Annotated in this window: 11 protein-coding genes; 4 read left to right on the top strand and 7 right to left on the bottom strand. The window is 70.0% G+C overall.

Annotated features, from left to right (window positions below; all coding sequences use genetic code 11):
• On the bottom strand, nt 1-1,792 hold a 1,792-nt coding region (locus ABD327_RS03085), incomplete at its 3' end, for a type I polyketide synthase (RefSeq protein WP_425547035.1).
• Between the two features lie 158 nt (nt 1,793-1,950).
• Here ABD327_RS03085 and ABD327_RS03080 point away from each other — a divergent pair.
• Both ABD327_RS03080 and ABD327_RS03075 read left to right on the top strand, forming a co-directional pair.
• Nucleotides 1,951-3,528: an MFS transporter gene (locus tag ABD327_RS03080; protein ID WP_344448546.1), complete on the top strand. Its 1,578-nt coding sequence runs from the start codon at nt 1,951-1,953 to the stop codon at nt 3,526-3,528.
• Between the two features lie 18 nt (nt 3,529-3,546).
• Entirely contained in the window at nt 3,547-4,797 is a 1,251-nt protein-coding gene (locus ABD327_RS03075) for a glycosyltransferase (RefSeq protein ID WP_344448545.1), read from the top strand.
• A 191-nt stretch (nt 4,798-4,988) separates the two neighbouring features.
• Here ABD327_RS03075 and ABD327_RS03070 read toward each other — a convergent pair whose 3' ends face one another.
• The 6 genes from ABD327_RS03070 to ABD327_RS03045 form a co-directional block, all read right to left on the bottom strand.
• Nucleotides 4,989-5,555, bottom strand: coding sequence for a Uma2 family endonuclease (locus ABD327_RS03070; protein ID WP_344448544.1), 567 nt, complete (start codon nt 5,553-5,555; stop codon nt 4,989-4,991).
• A gap of 130 nt (nt 5,556-5,685) precedes the next feature.
• The gene (locus ABD327_RS03065; protein WP_344448543.1) at nt 5,686-6,690 is read right to left on the bottom strand and encodes an alpha/beta hydrolase; all 1,005 of its coding nucleotides are present in this window, start codon (nt 6,688-6,690) and stop codon (nt 5,686-5,688) included.
• A gap of 22 nt (nt 6,691-6,712) precedes the next feature.
• Nucleotides 6,713-7,732, bottom strand: coding sequence for an alpha/beta hydrolase (locus tag ABD327_RS03060; RefSeq protein WP_344448542.1), 1,020 nt, complete (start codon nt 7,730-7,732; stop codon nt 6,713-6,715).
• Nucleotides 7,722-10,199, bottom strand: a complete 2,478-nt coding sequence (locus ABD327_RS03055) for an MMPL family transporter (protein WP_344448541.1) — start codon at nt 10,197-10,199, stop codon at nt 7,722-7,724. The genes ABD327_RS03060 and ABD327_RS03055 overlap by 11 nt, the downstream gene beginning before the upstream one ends.
• A gap of 18 nt (nt 10,200-10,217) precedes the next feature.
• A complete protein-coding gene (locus ABD327_RS03050) occupies nt 10,218-12,017 on the bottom strand; it encodes a fatty acyl-AMP ligase (protein WP_344448540.1) in 1,800 nt (599 codons plus the stop codon).
• A 183-nt stretch (nt 12,018-12,200) separates the two neighbouring features.
• Nucleotides 12,201-12,434, bottom strand: coding sequence for a hypothetical protein (locus tag ABD327_RS03045; RefSeq protein WP_344448539.1), 234 nt, complete (start codon nt 12,432-12,434; stop codon nt 12,201-12,203).
• Between the two features lie 154 nt (nt 12,435-12,588).
• On the opposite strand from ABD327_RS03045, the gene ABD327_RS03040 reads away from it, so the two are divergent.
• Both ABD327_RS03040 and ABD327_RS03035 read left to right on the top strand, forming a co-directional pair.
• On the top strand, nt 12,589-13,314 hold the full coding sequence (locus tag ABD327_RS03040) for a hypothetical protein (protein WP_344448538.1): 726 nt from the start codon (nt 12,589-12,591) through the stop codon (nt 13,312-13,314).
• Nucleotides 13,315-13,742: 428 nt separating this feature from the next.
• Nucleotides 13,743-14,480, top strand: a complete 738-nt coding sequence (locus ABD327_RS03035; protein WP_344448537.1) for an IclR family transcriptional regulator — start codon at nt 13,743-13,745, stop codon at nt 14,478-14,480.
• Nucleotides 14,481-14,501: the final 21 nt, after the last annotated feature.

Genomic DNA, 14,501 nt, shown 5'->3' with positions numbered 1-14,501 from the left:
CGCGCGGGTCGCGGCGGCGGAGCGTCGCGGCCGCGTCCGCCGGGTCGAGCGGCTCTCCGGAGGCCTCCCGCGCGTCGAGTTCCGCGAGCAGTGCGCCCGCGTACGCGGGGAGGCGGTCGACGGCGACGTCGGACAGCCGGAACGTCCGGATCGGGGCGGCCTCGACGGTCCGCTCGGGCTCCTCGACGGCCTCCAGCGTGATGTGGGCGTTGGTGCCGCCGAACCCGAAGGCGGACACGCCCGCTCGGGGCGCCCTGCCCTCGGCGGACGGCCAGGGCCTGCGCTCGGCGACGACCTCGAGGTTCAGCTCGTCGAACGGGATGTGCGGGTTCGGCGAGGTGTAGTGCAGGGAGGCGGGGATCGTCCGGTGCCACAGCGACAGCACCGTCTTGATCAGTCCCGTGATGCCCGCGGCGGCCTCCATGTGGCCGAGGTTGGACTTCACCGAGCCGATCAGCAGCGGCTCGGTCCGGCCGCCGCCCAGGACCTCGCCGACCGCGCGGGCCTCGATGGGGTCGCCCAGGAACGTGCCGGTGCCGTGAGCCTCGAGGTAGTCGAGCTCGCGGTTCGCGGCGTACATGTCGCGCAGGAGGGTCTTCTGGGCATCGGCGTTCGGCGCGACCAGGCCGTTGGAGCGGCCGTCGGAGTTGACGCCGGTCCCGGTGACGACGGCCAGAACGCGGTCCCCGTCGCGCCGGGCGTCCGAAAGCCGCTTCAAGACGACGACTCCGCACCCTTCGGCGCGAACCATCCCGTCCGCCGAAGCGTCGAACGCCTTGCAGCGTCCGTCCGCGGCGGTCCCCCCCGCCGCGTCGAAGGTCATCGTGATGGTCGGCGACAGCAGCACGTTGACGCCGCCCGCGAGGGCCACGTCGCTGTCGCCGTTGCGCAGCGACTGGACCGCGAGATGGGTCGAGACCAGGGAGGAGGAGCAGGCCGTGTCCACGATCATGGACGGACCGCGCAGGTCGAGCAGGTACGACAGGCGGTTGGCGACGATGCTCAGCGCCGCTCCGGTGGCGGTGAACGCCTCCAGCTTCGTCAGGTCCGAGGCCGTCAGGCCCGCGTACTCGGGAGCCGAGACGCCGACGAAAACACCCGTACGGGTGCCGCGCAGCCGGGCCGGGGCGATGCCCGCGTGCTCCAGCGACTCCCAGGCCACCTCCAGCAGCAGGCGCTGCTGCGGGTCCATGACGGCCGCCTCGCGCGGGGTGATGCCGAAGAACTGCGCGTCGAAGCCGGCGATGTCGTCCAGGAAGCCGCCCTTGCGGGTGACCTTGCCGAGCAGGTCGGCGATCTCCGGCGAGCCGTCGTCGAAGGCGTCCCAGCGGCCTTCGGGGACCTCGCCGATCGCGTCGCGTCCGTCCAGCAGGAAGCGCCAGAAGTCCCCGGGTCCGTTGATTCCGCCGGGAAGGCGGCAGCCCACGCCCACCACGGCGATCGGCTCGTCGAAGCCCGCGGCGGACGCCTTCGCGGACACGCTCTTCGGCGCGGTCGCGGTGCCCTCCGGGGGGTTGGCGCCGCTGAGCGCGGCGGCGATCCGGCTGATCGTCGGGTGCTCCCAGACCAGGGTGGCGGGCAGCGAGCGGCCGAGCAGTTCCTCGAGCTCGCCGGCGACCGCGACGGCGTCACGGGAGGCCAGGCCGAACTCTTCGAGGGGCTGGTCCACATCCACCTCGCCGGGCGCCAGCCCCGCGCGATGTGCTATCTCACTAATCAGGAAATTCTGGATCTCAGCCTGGAGTTGCGGACTGCCCGACTCCGCGGATCGGGAACCTTCGGTTTCCGGCATGGTGAGGATCCCCCAAGGTGGCATGGGTCAGTGCGGAGGGACCACCTTGTCCTGGTTTGACCACATCTCTCTTCGCACGCGGACCACGAATCCCAGGTGTTCCTTATCACCTTGATGACAAGAGCTTTGGCCCTGGAATATGACTTGATTGGGGCTAAATGGGACGGGACAGGTACGGGTGGACGCTGGCGGTCGTAGCCGTCAGCGCATTCATGGTCACCCTAGACAATACGGTCACCAACATCGCGTTGACGACCCTGTACGAGTACTTCGACACGGACATCGCGGCCGTCAGTTGGGTGTCCACGGCCTACATCCTGATGTTCTCCTGCCTGATGATCGCGGGCGGGCGGATGGTCGACGTGTACGGCTGCCGCCGGATCTTCACGATCGGGATGGTGACCTTCACCCTCTCCTCTCTGGGCGCGGGGCTCTCCCAGGAACTCACCCAGCTGATCTTCTTCCGGGTGACCCAGGGCGCCGGAGCCGCGCTGGCGCTGCCCGCGACCCTGGTCATGGTGATCAACAAGAGGACCGACAAGCAGAAGTCGATCGGCAACCTGGTCTTCATCCTCACCGGGACCATCGCGTCCGCCCTCGGCCCCACCGTCGGCGGCCTGATCGTCGACGCCTTCAGCTGGCACTGGATCTTCCTGATCAACGTGGTGCCCGGCATCGCCGTCATCGTCCTCGGCCTGTTCGTGCTGGACGGCCAGAGCGAGAACAGCCCCGGGAGCGTCGACCTGCCCGCGGTGCTCACCTCCGCGACGATGCTGTTCGCCTTCACCTACGGCATCCATTCCGGCAGCGACCTCGGCTTCACGGACCCCAGCGTGCTGGCGGTGCTCGCGCTGGGCGCCATGGCCCTCGGCTCGTTCATCCTGGTCGAGAAGTGGGCGCCCAACCCGATGCTCACCACGGAGTTCTTCCGGAACAAGGCCTTCAGCGGCGGCCTGGCCGGGCAGATCCTCTGGGGCATGGGCTTCTCCGGCGTCATCACCTACTCCGGCAACTTCATGCAGGACGTCCTCGAGTGGTCCCCCTCCCAGGCCGGCACCGCCTTCATCCCGCCCGCCGTCATCATCGGCGTGCTCACGCCCGTCGGGTTCTGGCTGTCCAGCCGGTTCGGCCCCCGCGTCCCCATCTCCGCCGGCATGGTGCTCATGGCCTTCGGCCTCGTCGCCTTCTCCCGGCTGCGCCAGGGGGACACCTTCGTCGACATCATCCCCGGCATCGTCCTGGTCGGCATGGGCTCCGCCCTGACCATGCCGCTCGGCCTCTACCTGATCAAGGCCGTCCCCGAGGAGCGCACCGGCGTCGCGGGCGGCGTCCTCAACGTCGGCCGCGAGATCTCCGCCGCGATGGGCATCGTGGCGCTCGGCGCGGTGTTGAACGCGCTGAGCCGCAACGCCCGCGCCGAGGGCTCCAGCAAGGTCGAGGCGATGGAACAGGGTTCGTCCGCCGCGCTGCTGGTGGGCGGCGGCCTCGTCCTGGTCGGCGCGATCATCACCCTGTTCACCCTGCAGCGCCGCGGCGACGTGCCCGAAGAAGAGCCGGGCACCACGCCCAAGTCTCCCGACTCGCCGTCCCTCACGTCCGGCTCGTTCCCGGTCATCCCCGACTGGTGGGGCAACAACCGGCGCAGCCAGATCCCGTCCGCGTGGCCGCCGCCACCGCCCTACAGCCCCTACGAGATGTCCGAGAGCGGGCCGCCGTCGCACTCGGGCTCCCGGTAGGCCGGAGAAAGACAGAACATGGGCCGGACAGTGGTCATCTTCGCGGCCGGGTCCCGGGGCGACCTGCAGCCGTGCGTCGCCCTGGGCCGCGGCCTCGCCGACCGGGGCGACGACGTCCGCGTCATCAGCAGCGAGGTCTACCGGGAGCTCATCACCGGGGCCGGGCTGGGCTTCGCCCCGCTCTCCCTGGACCCCACGCAGATCGTGAACTCCCCCGAAGGCCAGGAGCTGCTGGGAGGCGGGCGCAACCCCGTCAAGTTCCTGCGCGGCGTCCAGCGCATCGCGCGGCCCCTCGCGATGCGCCTCCTGCGGGAGGTCCTGGCGGGTGCCGAGGGGGCCGACCTGTTCCTCGCCCCCACCCTGGGCTTCCTCGGCCAGCACGTGAGCGAGCACCTGGGCATCCCGCACGCGATCGTGCACTTCCAGCCCTCCCACCCGACCCGGGCCTTCCCCCACCCGTTCCTCCCCCAGGCGCGCTTCCTCGGCCCCTACGCCAACCGGCTGAGCTTCGAGGCCCTGGACTGGGTCACCTGGCAGCTGTGCCGCCCCTTCATCAACCCCTGGCGCGCCGACCAGCTGAAGCTCCCCCGGCTCTCGCTGCGCGGCGGCCCCCTTCCCGCGGCCCGCCGCGCACCCGTCCTGTGCGCTTTCAGCCCGACGCTCGTCCCCCGCCCCGCCGACTGGCCGGACAACGTCCGCCTGACCGGCTTCTGGTTCCTGGAACAGCCCCACTGGGAGCCCCCCGCCGACCTCGAGGCCTTCCTCGACGCCGGCCCTCCGCCCGTCTACGTCGGCTTCGGCAGCATGGCCACCAAGGACCCGGCCGCCACCGACCAGCGGATCCGCTCCGCCCTCCGCCTGGCGGGCCTGCGCGGCGTCCTCTCCCCCCAGCCCGGCAGCACCATCGAGCCCGAGGACGACATGTTCGTCGTCCAGAACATCCCCTACAGCCGGCTCTTCCCCCGGATGGCGGCCGTCGTCCACCACGGCGGCGCCGGCACCACCGCCGAAGGGCTGCGCGCGGGCGTCCCGTCCCTCGTCTGCCCCTTCTTCGGCGACCAGCCCTACTGGGCGGACCGCGTCCACGCCCTGGGCGCCGGCCCCTCCCCCCTCCCCGCGGCCTCCGTGACCGTCGACGCCCTCGCCACCCGCCTCCGCGACGCCGTCAAGGGCCCCCACCGCTCCCGGGCCCGCGAGCTCTCCCGCTCCCTCAACTCCGAGGACGGCGTAGCCCGCGCCTGCGAGGCCCTCGACCTCCTCCAGCACTGACCCCGGAAACCCGGGCGACCACGAAAAGGTCCGCCGAGCCGCCCCCTGGGCTTCAGCAGAAGGACCCACGCCCTCGGGTGGACAGAGCAACGAGCGTCGAAGGACAAGCCGATACCACTCTGGGTATTGAGATGATCACATCTCAATACGGCGGGCCGGCGTGCCCGTAGCCGGGAACGGATCCCCGCGTCTCAGACCGCACCGAGGTCGATCTCTACCGGGAAAGGAGCGACCACCTTGACCACGCCGGTGAACACGTCTGCCTCCCGGTAGACGCCGACCGCCGGGTCGAGAACGTAGGTGTAGACCAGGGGCACACCGGTGACGGCCTGCTCCACCCGCCAGTAGAAGGCGATGCCCGCCTTGGCGTACTGCTCCGTCTTCACGGTCCGGTCGGTCGTCTCCGACCCAGGCGACACGACCTCGGCGACCAGCAGCACGTGTTCCGGCCTCGTGGGAGTCACGTCGAGGGTGTCCGCCCGGTACACGACGACGTCCGGACGGCGGTTGGTGAGCGGCACGTCCTGCAGCCGGACGTCGAAGTCCGTGTCGGCGTTCCAATCCGGACCCGCGGCGGCTTCCAGGGCGTTGGCCAGGATCCGGGCGAGGCGGTTGTGTCGTTTGGACGCGCTGGGGCTCACGACGACCATCCCGTCCACGATCTCGATGCCCGCACATTGCTCCTCGGACCAGGAGTCGTACTGCTCCGCGCTGACCTGTTCGTGCATCCATGCGGGAGTGACCATCTCAGCCGTCATGACGCACCTCCCTGAACCTGCTCGGCGGGGTCCGGTCCTGATGTGACTCAGCGTACTGCCCCGCACCGGCGACCGGCATGAGAAGGGCGTGTCCGTGCTCTCGGGGAGAGGGCACGGGCACGCCTCGGGGTCAGCCGGCCTTCTTGGCCTTGAGGGTCTTCATGGCCTGGGGCCAGGCCTTCTTGAGCTCGCGCTTCCAGTAGGGCCAGGCATGGGTGCCGCCGCTGTAGATGTGGGACTTGTGGGGGATCTTGAGGGCGTTGAGGCGCTTCTTGAAGTCGCCGTTGGTCATGCCGACGACGTACTCGGAGAAGAAGGCGAGGTCGGTGGGGATGGGGGCGCCGCTGCCGGAGGTGAAGTAGAGCTTGGTGCCCCGGAGGTTGGCGGCCAGGGAGAAGGGGTCGTGCGCCACCCAGTTGTCGCGGTTCGCCTCGGGGTCGCCGTAGACGGCGGTGGCGTCGGTGTTGCCGCTTCCGGCGTTCACCTCCTTCAGCACCTCGGGGACGCCCGGGGAGAGGAGGGAGAGCACGCCGCTGAAGGACGCGGCGTACTTGAAGCGGCCCTTGTAGCGGGCGGCGTAGCCCATCGCGCCCAGGCCGCCGGAGGAGTTGCCCATGACGGCGCGGCGGGAGCCCGCGTGGAAGTTGCGCTGGACGAGCTGGAAGACCTCCGTCATGTGGAAGGTCTCCCATTCGGGGATGCCGTAGTTCCCGTAGTTGTACCAGTTGGTGTACGAGCCGTTGCGGCCCTCGGGCATGACGACGATGACGTTCCACTTGGCGGCGAGCGCCCTGATGGTGGAGCTCTTCGACCAGGACTGGTAGCCGGCCCGGCCGCCGTGCAGGAGGTAGACGACGGGCCAGGTCTTCTTCGTGTTCTTCTTCCAGCCCTTGGGCAGGAGCAGCCGGACCTTCTCGGTCTTGCCCAGGCCCTTGGACCGCACGGAGACGTCCAGCTGGCGCTTGTTCTTCGTCAGCCACTTGTAGGCGGTGATCGAACTGCCGTTGTCGGCCTTCTTGAACCCGGCGGCTTCGGCGGGCGCCGCGGGGCCGGGGGCCAGGGCCAGGGCCATGACCCCCACGACGGCCGACGCGGCGAGACGGCGGGGGAGACGCGGGTGGCGGGGGATCCTCATGATGTGCTCGGCGCTGCTCGGCTCAGTACTTCCGGGCGCCGATCTCCTTCATCATCTTCGGCCAGACGAACTTGTACTCGCGGCGCCAGGCGGGCCAGTTGTGGCGGCCGTTCTTGTACAGGTGCGCGGTGTAGGGGATCTTCAGGTTGTCGAGCTTCTGCTTGAAGTATTTGTTGGTGGTGCCGGTCCACTGCTCGGAGACCAGGCCGAGGTCCCACGGGTCGAGGTCCTGCGGGTCGCCCTCGCCGGGCTTGCCGTCGAGGCCGGAGGAGAAGAAGATCTTGGTGCCCCTCAGGCCCGCCGCCTGGTCGTAGGGGTTGTGCAGCTTCCAGTTCTCCGCGTCGGCCGGGTAGCGGCCCCAGATCGCGTTGGGGTCCTGACCGTTGCCCGTGTTGATCTGGTTGAGGAACTGGGGGATGAACGGGGCGCGCAGGTGCAGCAGGCCGCTGAGGGACGCGGCGTACTTGAAGCGGCCCTTGTAGCGGGCGGCGTAGCCCATCGCGCCCATGCCGCCGGAGGAGTTGCCCATCACGGCCCGCGACTTGTTCACCCGGAAGTTGCGCTCCAGGAGCTGGTAGACCTCCTTCATGTGGAAGGTCTCCCACTTGGGAGTGCCGTACTTCCCGTAGTTGTACCAGTTGGTGTACGAGCCGTTGGCGCCTTCGGGCATCGCGACGATGACGTCGTACTGGGCGGCCAGCGACTCGATGGCGGTCGCTCGGGTCCAGGAGAGGTAGGTGTCCTGGCCGCCGTGCAGGAGGTAGACGACCGGCCAGGTCTTCTTGGACTTCATCGACCACTTCTTGGGAAGCAGCAGCCGCACCTTGGGATTGACGCCCGGCAGCGACGGGGTCTTGATGGTGATGTCCATCTGCCGCTTGTTCTTGCTCACCCACTTGTAGTCGGTGATCTTCGCGCCGGTCGACGCGGCCTTGAACTTCGGCTTGGGCGCGGCGCTCGCCGCGGCTCCGGGCAGGATCCCGGCCAGCAGCGCGGAAGTCGCGGCCACCACCCCGAAGCGTCGCAGGGGTTCAGTGCGCATACTCGTCCTCCACCTCGCGCCATCGCCAGCCCGCCCCGTCGGGGCTGGCCACGATCTCACGCTTTCTTACGGAATGTCCAGATGTACGCGGACGTGCTTCGCCGTCCCAGGCGTATCCTCCGCGCACCGGAACCACAGTGCGGCGGAAACCGCCGGAAGTCCTCTCCCCCTTCAGCGCCCCGGACGTGCCGTGCGTCACCTTCCTGCCCCCGTCGGCCTTCTTCTTGTCGCCGTCGAGGTCGAGGTCGTGCACCTCCCGCAGGTCGATCGCGGCGTGCAGCGCCTTCAGCGGCTTCGGCAGCCACCAGTTGGCGTCGCCGAGGAAGCGCATCGTCGCGGGCACCAGCAGCGAGCGCACGAGCGTCGCGTCGACGACCACCGCGACCAGCAGGCCCACGCCCAGGATCTGCACCGTGGTGATCTTCGCGGTCGAGAAGGCCGCGACCACCACGATGAGCAGCACGGCGGCGCTGGTGATGATGCCGCCGGTCTGCTGCAGGCCCCGCGCCACCGAAGCCCGGTTGTCATGGGTGTTGTCCCACTCCTCCCGGATCCGGCTGAGCAGGAAGACCTCGTAGTCCATCGAGAGTCCGAAGATGATGGACAGGACCAGGATCATCGCGGTGGCGTCGATGCCGCCCGTGACGGTGAAGCCGAGCAGCCCGGACAGGTGCCCGTCCTGGAACGCCCAGACCATCGCGCCGAACGACGAGCCGATCGACAGCAGGTTCATGATGATCGCCTTGATCGGCAGCGCGATCGAGCCGAACGCGGCGAACAGCAGCAGGAAGATGGCCGTCACCACGAAGAGGCCCGTCTTGGGCAGCGCGTCGCCCAGGCTCTCCATCAGGTCCATCTGGCCGGCGGTGCTGCCGCCGACGCTGACGTGGTTGACCGCCTCCGGCCGCTTGCCCGGCTCGTCCATCGCCCTCAGCGTCCGGACGAGGTCCTGGGTCTCCTTGCTGTGGGCCTCGCCCTCGTAGGTCACCTGCATCTTGAGCAGGCCGTGCTCGGGGCTCGAGTTGCTGTAGGTGGCCGCGACCACGCCCGGCAGCGCGGAGACCTGGTCGCGGAACTTCTTCAGGTTCTCCGGCAGGTCGTCCCGATCGGGCTTGAAGTTCTTGGGGATCAGCTGGCCCTCGAGCAGCACGTCGATCGGGTCCATGACCCCGGCGGAGAACTCCCGCTGGATGGTCTCCACCGTCTGCCGGGTCTCCATCTCCTCCGGCAGGGACCGGATGTCGGAGACCCCGAAGTTCACCCGGGCGAAGGGCAGGACGAGCATGACGAGGATCGCACTGGTGCCCAGGAAGTAGAGGATCGGGCGCTTCATCACGCTGTGCGCGAGGCGGTACCACATGCCCTCCTCGTCGCTCTTGGGCTTCTTCTTCGCCCGCTTGAGCCAGGGCATCTGGCCGAACTCGATCCGCGGCCCGAGGATCGACAACATCGCCGGCAGGACCACCACGGTGGAGAGCATGGCGACGAAGATGACCGCGATGCCGACCAGCCCGATCGACTTCAGGAACACCTGCGGGAACAGCAGCAGCCCCGCCATGGAGACGGCCACGGTGACGGCGGAGAACGCGATGGTGCGACCCGCCGTGGCCATGGTGACGCCCATGGCCGTCCGCGGATCACGCCCCTTGCCCAGTTCCTCGCGGAACCGGCTGATCACGAAGAGCGAATAGTCGATCGCCAGACCGACCGAAAGCAGGCTGACCAGCGAGATCGCCAGATTGGAGACGTCCGTCATCATGGTGATCACGCGCAGGACGGCGAACGCGCCCATGATCGAGAAAACGCCGACGAGCACCGGCTGCACCGCCGCCGCGACGCTGCCGAAGACGATCAGCCCGATGATGAGCACCAGCGGCAGCGAGATGATCTCGGCGTTCACGATGTCCGCGCTCATCTGGTTGACGAAGTCGGTGCCGATCGGGATGCTCCCGCTGATCTTCACCGTCATCCCGGGCACCTGCACCAGGTCCTTGACGGCCTCGTAGTGCTGCGCCTTGACCTGGTCGGCCTTGGCCGGATCGCGGTCCGTCTGCACGAACAGCGCCACGAACGTGCTGTGGCCGTCGTTGGAGACGAAGTTCTTGCGGCCGTCCTTGGCCTCTTTGGAGTTACCGGGGACGTGCCAGTAGCTGAAGATCTCCCGGACGTGCTCCTTCGGCAGCCGGGCGACGGTGAACAGCACCGACTGCATGAACTCCGGATCGGTGACCTTGTGCTCTTCGCTCCGGTAGACCAGCATCACGTCCGGGCTGGAGGCGCCGAACACGCTGGCCGACTGCTGGTAGACGAGCGTCGAGTCGGCGTGGGGGTCCTCGAAACCGCCCTGCTTCAGCACGCCGGGGGCCGTCACGCCGAGTCCCCAGTAGCCCGCCCCGACCGTCACGAGCGTCGCGAAGAGCAGCACGAGCCAGCGGAACCGATGGACGAAACGACCCCAGCCGTACATGTGTGGTTATCCCCTGGATCAGCGTGAGAGGCGGTCGGAGGTTCGCACCAGATCGCCTTCCAGATAGCGGGCCCGGGTCGCGGCCCTGGCCACCTTCCCGCTGGACGTCCTCGACAGCGAGCCGGGCTCGATCAGCACGAACTCGTGGATGCTCATCTCGTGCACCTGGTTCACCCTGGCGCGCACGGTCCGCTCCACCTCGGCGAGGTCGAGCCTGGCGATCGGCACCCGCCGGTTGCGCTCGGCCACCACGACCAGCCGCTCGGTCTCCTCGCCGGGAATGGCGAAGGCCGCCACGTAGTCCGGCCGGATCGCGGGACTGGCCTCCTCGGCGGTGACCTCGATGTCCTGCGGGTAGTGGTTGCGCCCGTCGACGATGATGAGGTCCTTGATGCGGCCCGTCACGTACAGCTCGCCGTCGTGGGCCGCGCCGAAGTCGCCGGTGCGCATCCAGCCGTCGACCGGGATGTCCCGGGCGTCCTTGATGACCGCGTTGAACGTCTCGGCGCTGCGTTCGCTGTTGCCCCAGTAGCCGCGGCCGACGTTCGGCCCGTGCACCCAGATCTCGCCGACCGTCCCGTCGGGCTGCTCGCACAGGGTCTCCGGGTCGACGATCGCGACGAGCTGGCCCTGCGGCGCGCCGCACGAGACGAGGTACTGCGCCCTGTCCCCTGCGCTTTCGGCGTCACCGTCGAACGGGACGATCCGCCCCTGGGTGAGCGTCTCGCGGTCCACGCCCAGCAGCTTCGCGGGCGCCATCGGGTCGGGGTTGGTGACGAAGCTGCCGGACACGAAGACCGTCGCCTCGGCCAGCCCGTAGGCCGGGCGCAGCACGCCGGGTCGCAGCCCCGCCGGGGTGAACGCGTCGTTGAAGGCCTTGAGCGTGGACGGGCGGATCGGCTCGGCGCCGTTCAGGCACACGTTGACGCCGCTGAGGTCGATCCCGGCCAGGCTCTTCTCGTTGGCCTGGCCCGCCACGTAGTCGTAGGCGAAGTTCGGGCCGGCGGTGTACACGTTCGGGCACTCCGACAGCAGCCGCATCCAGCGGATCGGGCGCATGAGGAACGACATCGGGTCGGCGAGGATCACGTGGTTGCCGTTCACCAGCGGCAGCGCCAGCGCGGTGATCAGGCCCATGTCGTGGAAGAGCGGCAGCCAGGTGACCGCCTCGCAGGTCTCGATCTCCGGCGGGTCCCAGGAGCGCCACAGCTGGCGGGCGTTGGCCGCGAAGCCGCCGTGGGTGATCTCGACGCCGGCGGGGCTGCTGGTCGACCCGGACGTGTACTGCAGGTAGGCCAGGTCGTTCGGGGACAGTTCGGGCAGCTCCCAGCCCTCGCCGAGCGCCGGGTCGATCTCGTCGGCCAGGATGATGCCGCGCGGGCGGGGCACGTCGTGCTCGTCCAGGAACTTCTCGACGTAGGGGAGCGCGGAGCTCAGCGTCACGATGACGGCGGGCTCGGCGTCGGAGTAGGCGCGGATCAGCCGGTCGGCGTTGCCGGGCAGATCCGGGGAGAACAGCGGGACGGCCACGATCTGGGAGGCGAAGGCCCCGCACATCGCGATCAGGTACTCCAGGCTCTGCGGCAGCAGCAGCGCCGCCCGCTCTCCGGGCTCGGCGATCCGGCGCAGCGCCGCGGCCGTCGCCTGGGAGCTCCGCCATGCCTCGCCCCAGGTCAGCGTGCGCTTGGCCCCGTCACGGTCGCTGGAGTAGTCGACGAAGGTGAACGCCCTGGCATCGGGTTTGGTGACGGCGTGCTCTGCCAGCGACTCGACCAGCGGACGGAGGCTGAGATCGGGGAGCAGTGAACCCAATGCCATGAAGGACTCCAGGAGAGGGCCGTGGCTATGACTTCGCGAGGTTATCGGAAGCAGGGCACACCTGGTCACTAACCACCGAGACGATACACATCAGGACCTTTTGTCAGTGAGGTGACAAGCGAGGTCCGCCGAACGCCCGGTTCGGGCCCCGACAGGGCACGCCATCCCTCACGTCTCCCAGAATCAGGTCCTGCGCCGCCACAGCGCCAGCGCGGTGACGAACCACAGCAGCGCCGCCTCGCCCGCCAGCGCCACGGCCAGCACCACCAGCCATCCCCGCCCGTCGTCCGCCAGCGGCCCCTCGGCGCTGGTGACGCTCAACCGCGGCCCCGGACTCGCCGTCTCGACCGGCCTGACCGGCGGCAGCGCGACCACGGGCTCCTTCGGAAGGACGGGCAGCGCCGAGGGCGGCTCCACCGCCGACGGCGTCCGGCCGGCACCCGGCGCACCCGGCGCACCCGGCGCACCCGGCACGACCGGGGCGGACGGAACCGCCGGAACCGCCGGAGCGGCCGGAGCGGCCGGGGCGACCCGGGCGGCTGGAGCGGCCGGCGAGGTTCGAGAAGACCGTGTGGACCGCGAAGGCGTCGAAGCAGGAGAGGACGGCGACCGGAGCACGTCCGCGTCCCCGGACGGCTTCACCTTCCCCTTCGTCTTCGTCGCGGCTGAGGACTTCCGCTCCGTCGCGGGCGAGAGAGGCCTGGAAGACTTCCGCTCCGTCGCGGGCGAGAGAGACCTGGAAACCGAAGGCGCGGGTTCGGGTCCGAGGGCCCGGGGCCTCCCCGGCCCCGGAACCGCGGTCCTGACCTTGGACGGCCGGACGGGCGCCGCCTTCAGCGGATCCTCCGCCCCTTCACCCGTCCGCCCGCTTCCCTGCCCCGACCCCGGCAGCCGGACGGTCCTCACCACCTCGCGGGTGTTCGCCGACTCGACGACGGCCCTGAGCCGCCCCCTCTCGGCCCCCGTCTCCCGGAACCCGAGCCGGAGCGCGGTGGTCCCGGCGAGGTCGCCCAGTCCGCAGGAGAGCCCGGTCCCCTTCACCTCGCAGGAAGAGGGGAACCGCACCCACCGGACGGGCCCCGTCACGGTGAGACGCGCGTTCCCGGCGGTTCCCCCCACCGCGCGGATCTCGATCACGGCGAGGGCCCGTCCGTCTCGCGCGTCGGTCCCCTTCTGCTCCTCGAACCCGAAGTCCACCCGCACCTCCGCCGGACGCCCCGAGGGGTACCTGGGCCGCGGGTCGGGAGACGGCGGAGGCCGGCGGCGCGGATCCCGTGCCTCCTCCCGCGGCTCCTGATCTCCCGGACGCCCGGAGCTCCCCGAATTTCCCGGACGCCCGGGGTCCTCCGAGGACGCCGGCCCCTCCCGCGGCTCCCGGACGTCCAGGGGTCCGCGGTCCCGCAGGGGTTCCCGGACTTCGGGGGACTCGGGTTCGGCCTGCCCGGGGCGCACCCGTGAGTCTCGGAGTTCGTACCGGGCCGCGGTTCCCGACGGTTCGGGGCCGGGTGGAGGGCAGACGGCCGCCGCGGCGCCCGGCGCCGCCCACAGGGCCAGTCCCGCCGAGAGCGCCGCTCCCCATGTCCGTCCCACCCGTACCACCGCTGCCTCTCGTCACCTGCTTCTGAGGGGGGCGAGGGGGCGCAGCAAGGTCATCCCCACGATGGTCGGAGATAACCCCCCAGACCACTTTCACAGAGCGAAATGGAGTTTCCGTACACTGAGGCCATGACTGTGCGGTCCCTGGAACGGGCCTTCGAACTGCTGGAGCACCTCACCGACGCGGGCGGCGAGCTGGCGCTCTCCGAGCTCACCGAGAAGGCGGGCCTGCCGATGCCGACCGTCTACCGGCTGATGCAGACGATGGTCGCCCGAGGGTACGTGCGCCAGGAGCCGTCCCGCCGCTACTCGCTCGGCCCCCGGCTGATCCGGCTGGGCGAGGGCGCGTCCCGGTTGCTGGGGTCCTGGGCGAGGCCCGCGCTGGCCGACCTGGTGGACCGGCTGGGCGAGACCGCGAACATGGCGCTCCTGGAGGGCGACGAGGTGGTCTACGTGGCGCAGGTGCCGTCCCGGCACTCCATGCGCATGTTCACCGAGGTGGGCCGCCGGGTCCTTCCGCACTGCACGGGGGTGGGCAAGGCGCTGCTGGCCCAGCTGCCGGAGGAGGACGTGCGCGCCCTGCTGGCCCGTACCGGCATGCCCGCCCGCACCCCGCGCACCTTCACCGACCCGGACGCGCTGATGGCCGAGCTGGCCGTCGTCCGGGAGCGCGGCTACGCGCTGGACGACGAGGAGCAGGAGCTCGGGGTGCGCTGCGTGGCGGTCCCCCTGTCCGGGGTCCACGCCCTCGCCGCCTTCTCCGTCTCGGGGCCCAGCGGCCGGATGACCCCGGAGACCGTCGAGGCCGTCGTCCCGGTCATGCGCGGCGCCGCCGACGGCTTCACCACCGGGCTCGCCGGATCCTGAGGCCTGGGGACGAAAAAAATC

It is taken from the genome of Actinocorallia aurantiaca (assembly GCF_039533685.1).
Classification (GTDB): Bacteria; Actinomycetota; Actinomycetes; order Streptosporangiales; family Streptosporangiaceae; genus Actinocorallia; species Actinocorallia aurantiaca.
This window is presented reverse-complemented; position numbering and strand designations above follow the sequence as displayed.

Excerpts from the sequence above, each read along its gene's own strand:
- ABD327_RS03080 (WP_344448546.1), top strand. The coding sequence starts at position 1,951 with ATGGGACGGGACAGGTACGGGTGGACGCTGGCGGTCGTAGCCGTCAGC.
- ABD327_RS03075 (WP_344448545.1), top strand. The coding sequence starts at position 3,547 with ATGGGCCGGACAGTGGTCATCTTCGCGGCCGGGTCCCGGGGCGACCTG.
- ABD327_RS03070 (WP_344448544.1), bottom strand. The coding sequence starts at position 5,555 with ATGACGGCTGAGATGGTCACTCCCGCATGGATGCACGAACAGGTCAGC.
- ABD327_RS03065 (WP_344448543.1), bottom strand. The coding sequence starts at position 6,690 with ATGAGGATCCCCCGCCACCCGCGTCTCCCCCGCCGTCTCGCCGCGTCG.
- ABD327_RS03060 (WP_344448542.1), bottom strand. The coding sequence starts at position 7,732 with ATGCGCACTGAACCCCTGCGACGCTTCGGGGTGGTGGCCGCGACTTCC.
- ABD327_RS03055 (WP_344448541.1), bottom strand. The coding sequence starts at position 10,199 with ATGTACGGCTGGGGTCGTTTCGTCCATCGGTTCCGCTGGCTCGTGCTG.
- ABD327_RS03050 (WP_344448540.1), bottom strand. The coding sequence starts at position 12,017 with ATGGCATTGGGTTCACTGCTCCCCGATCTCAGCCTCCGTCCGCTGGTC.
- ABD327_RS03035 (WP_344448537.1), top strand. The coding sequence starts at position 13,743 with ATGACTGTGCGGTCCCTGGAACGGGCCTTCGAACTGCTGGAGCACCTC.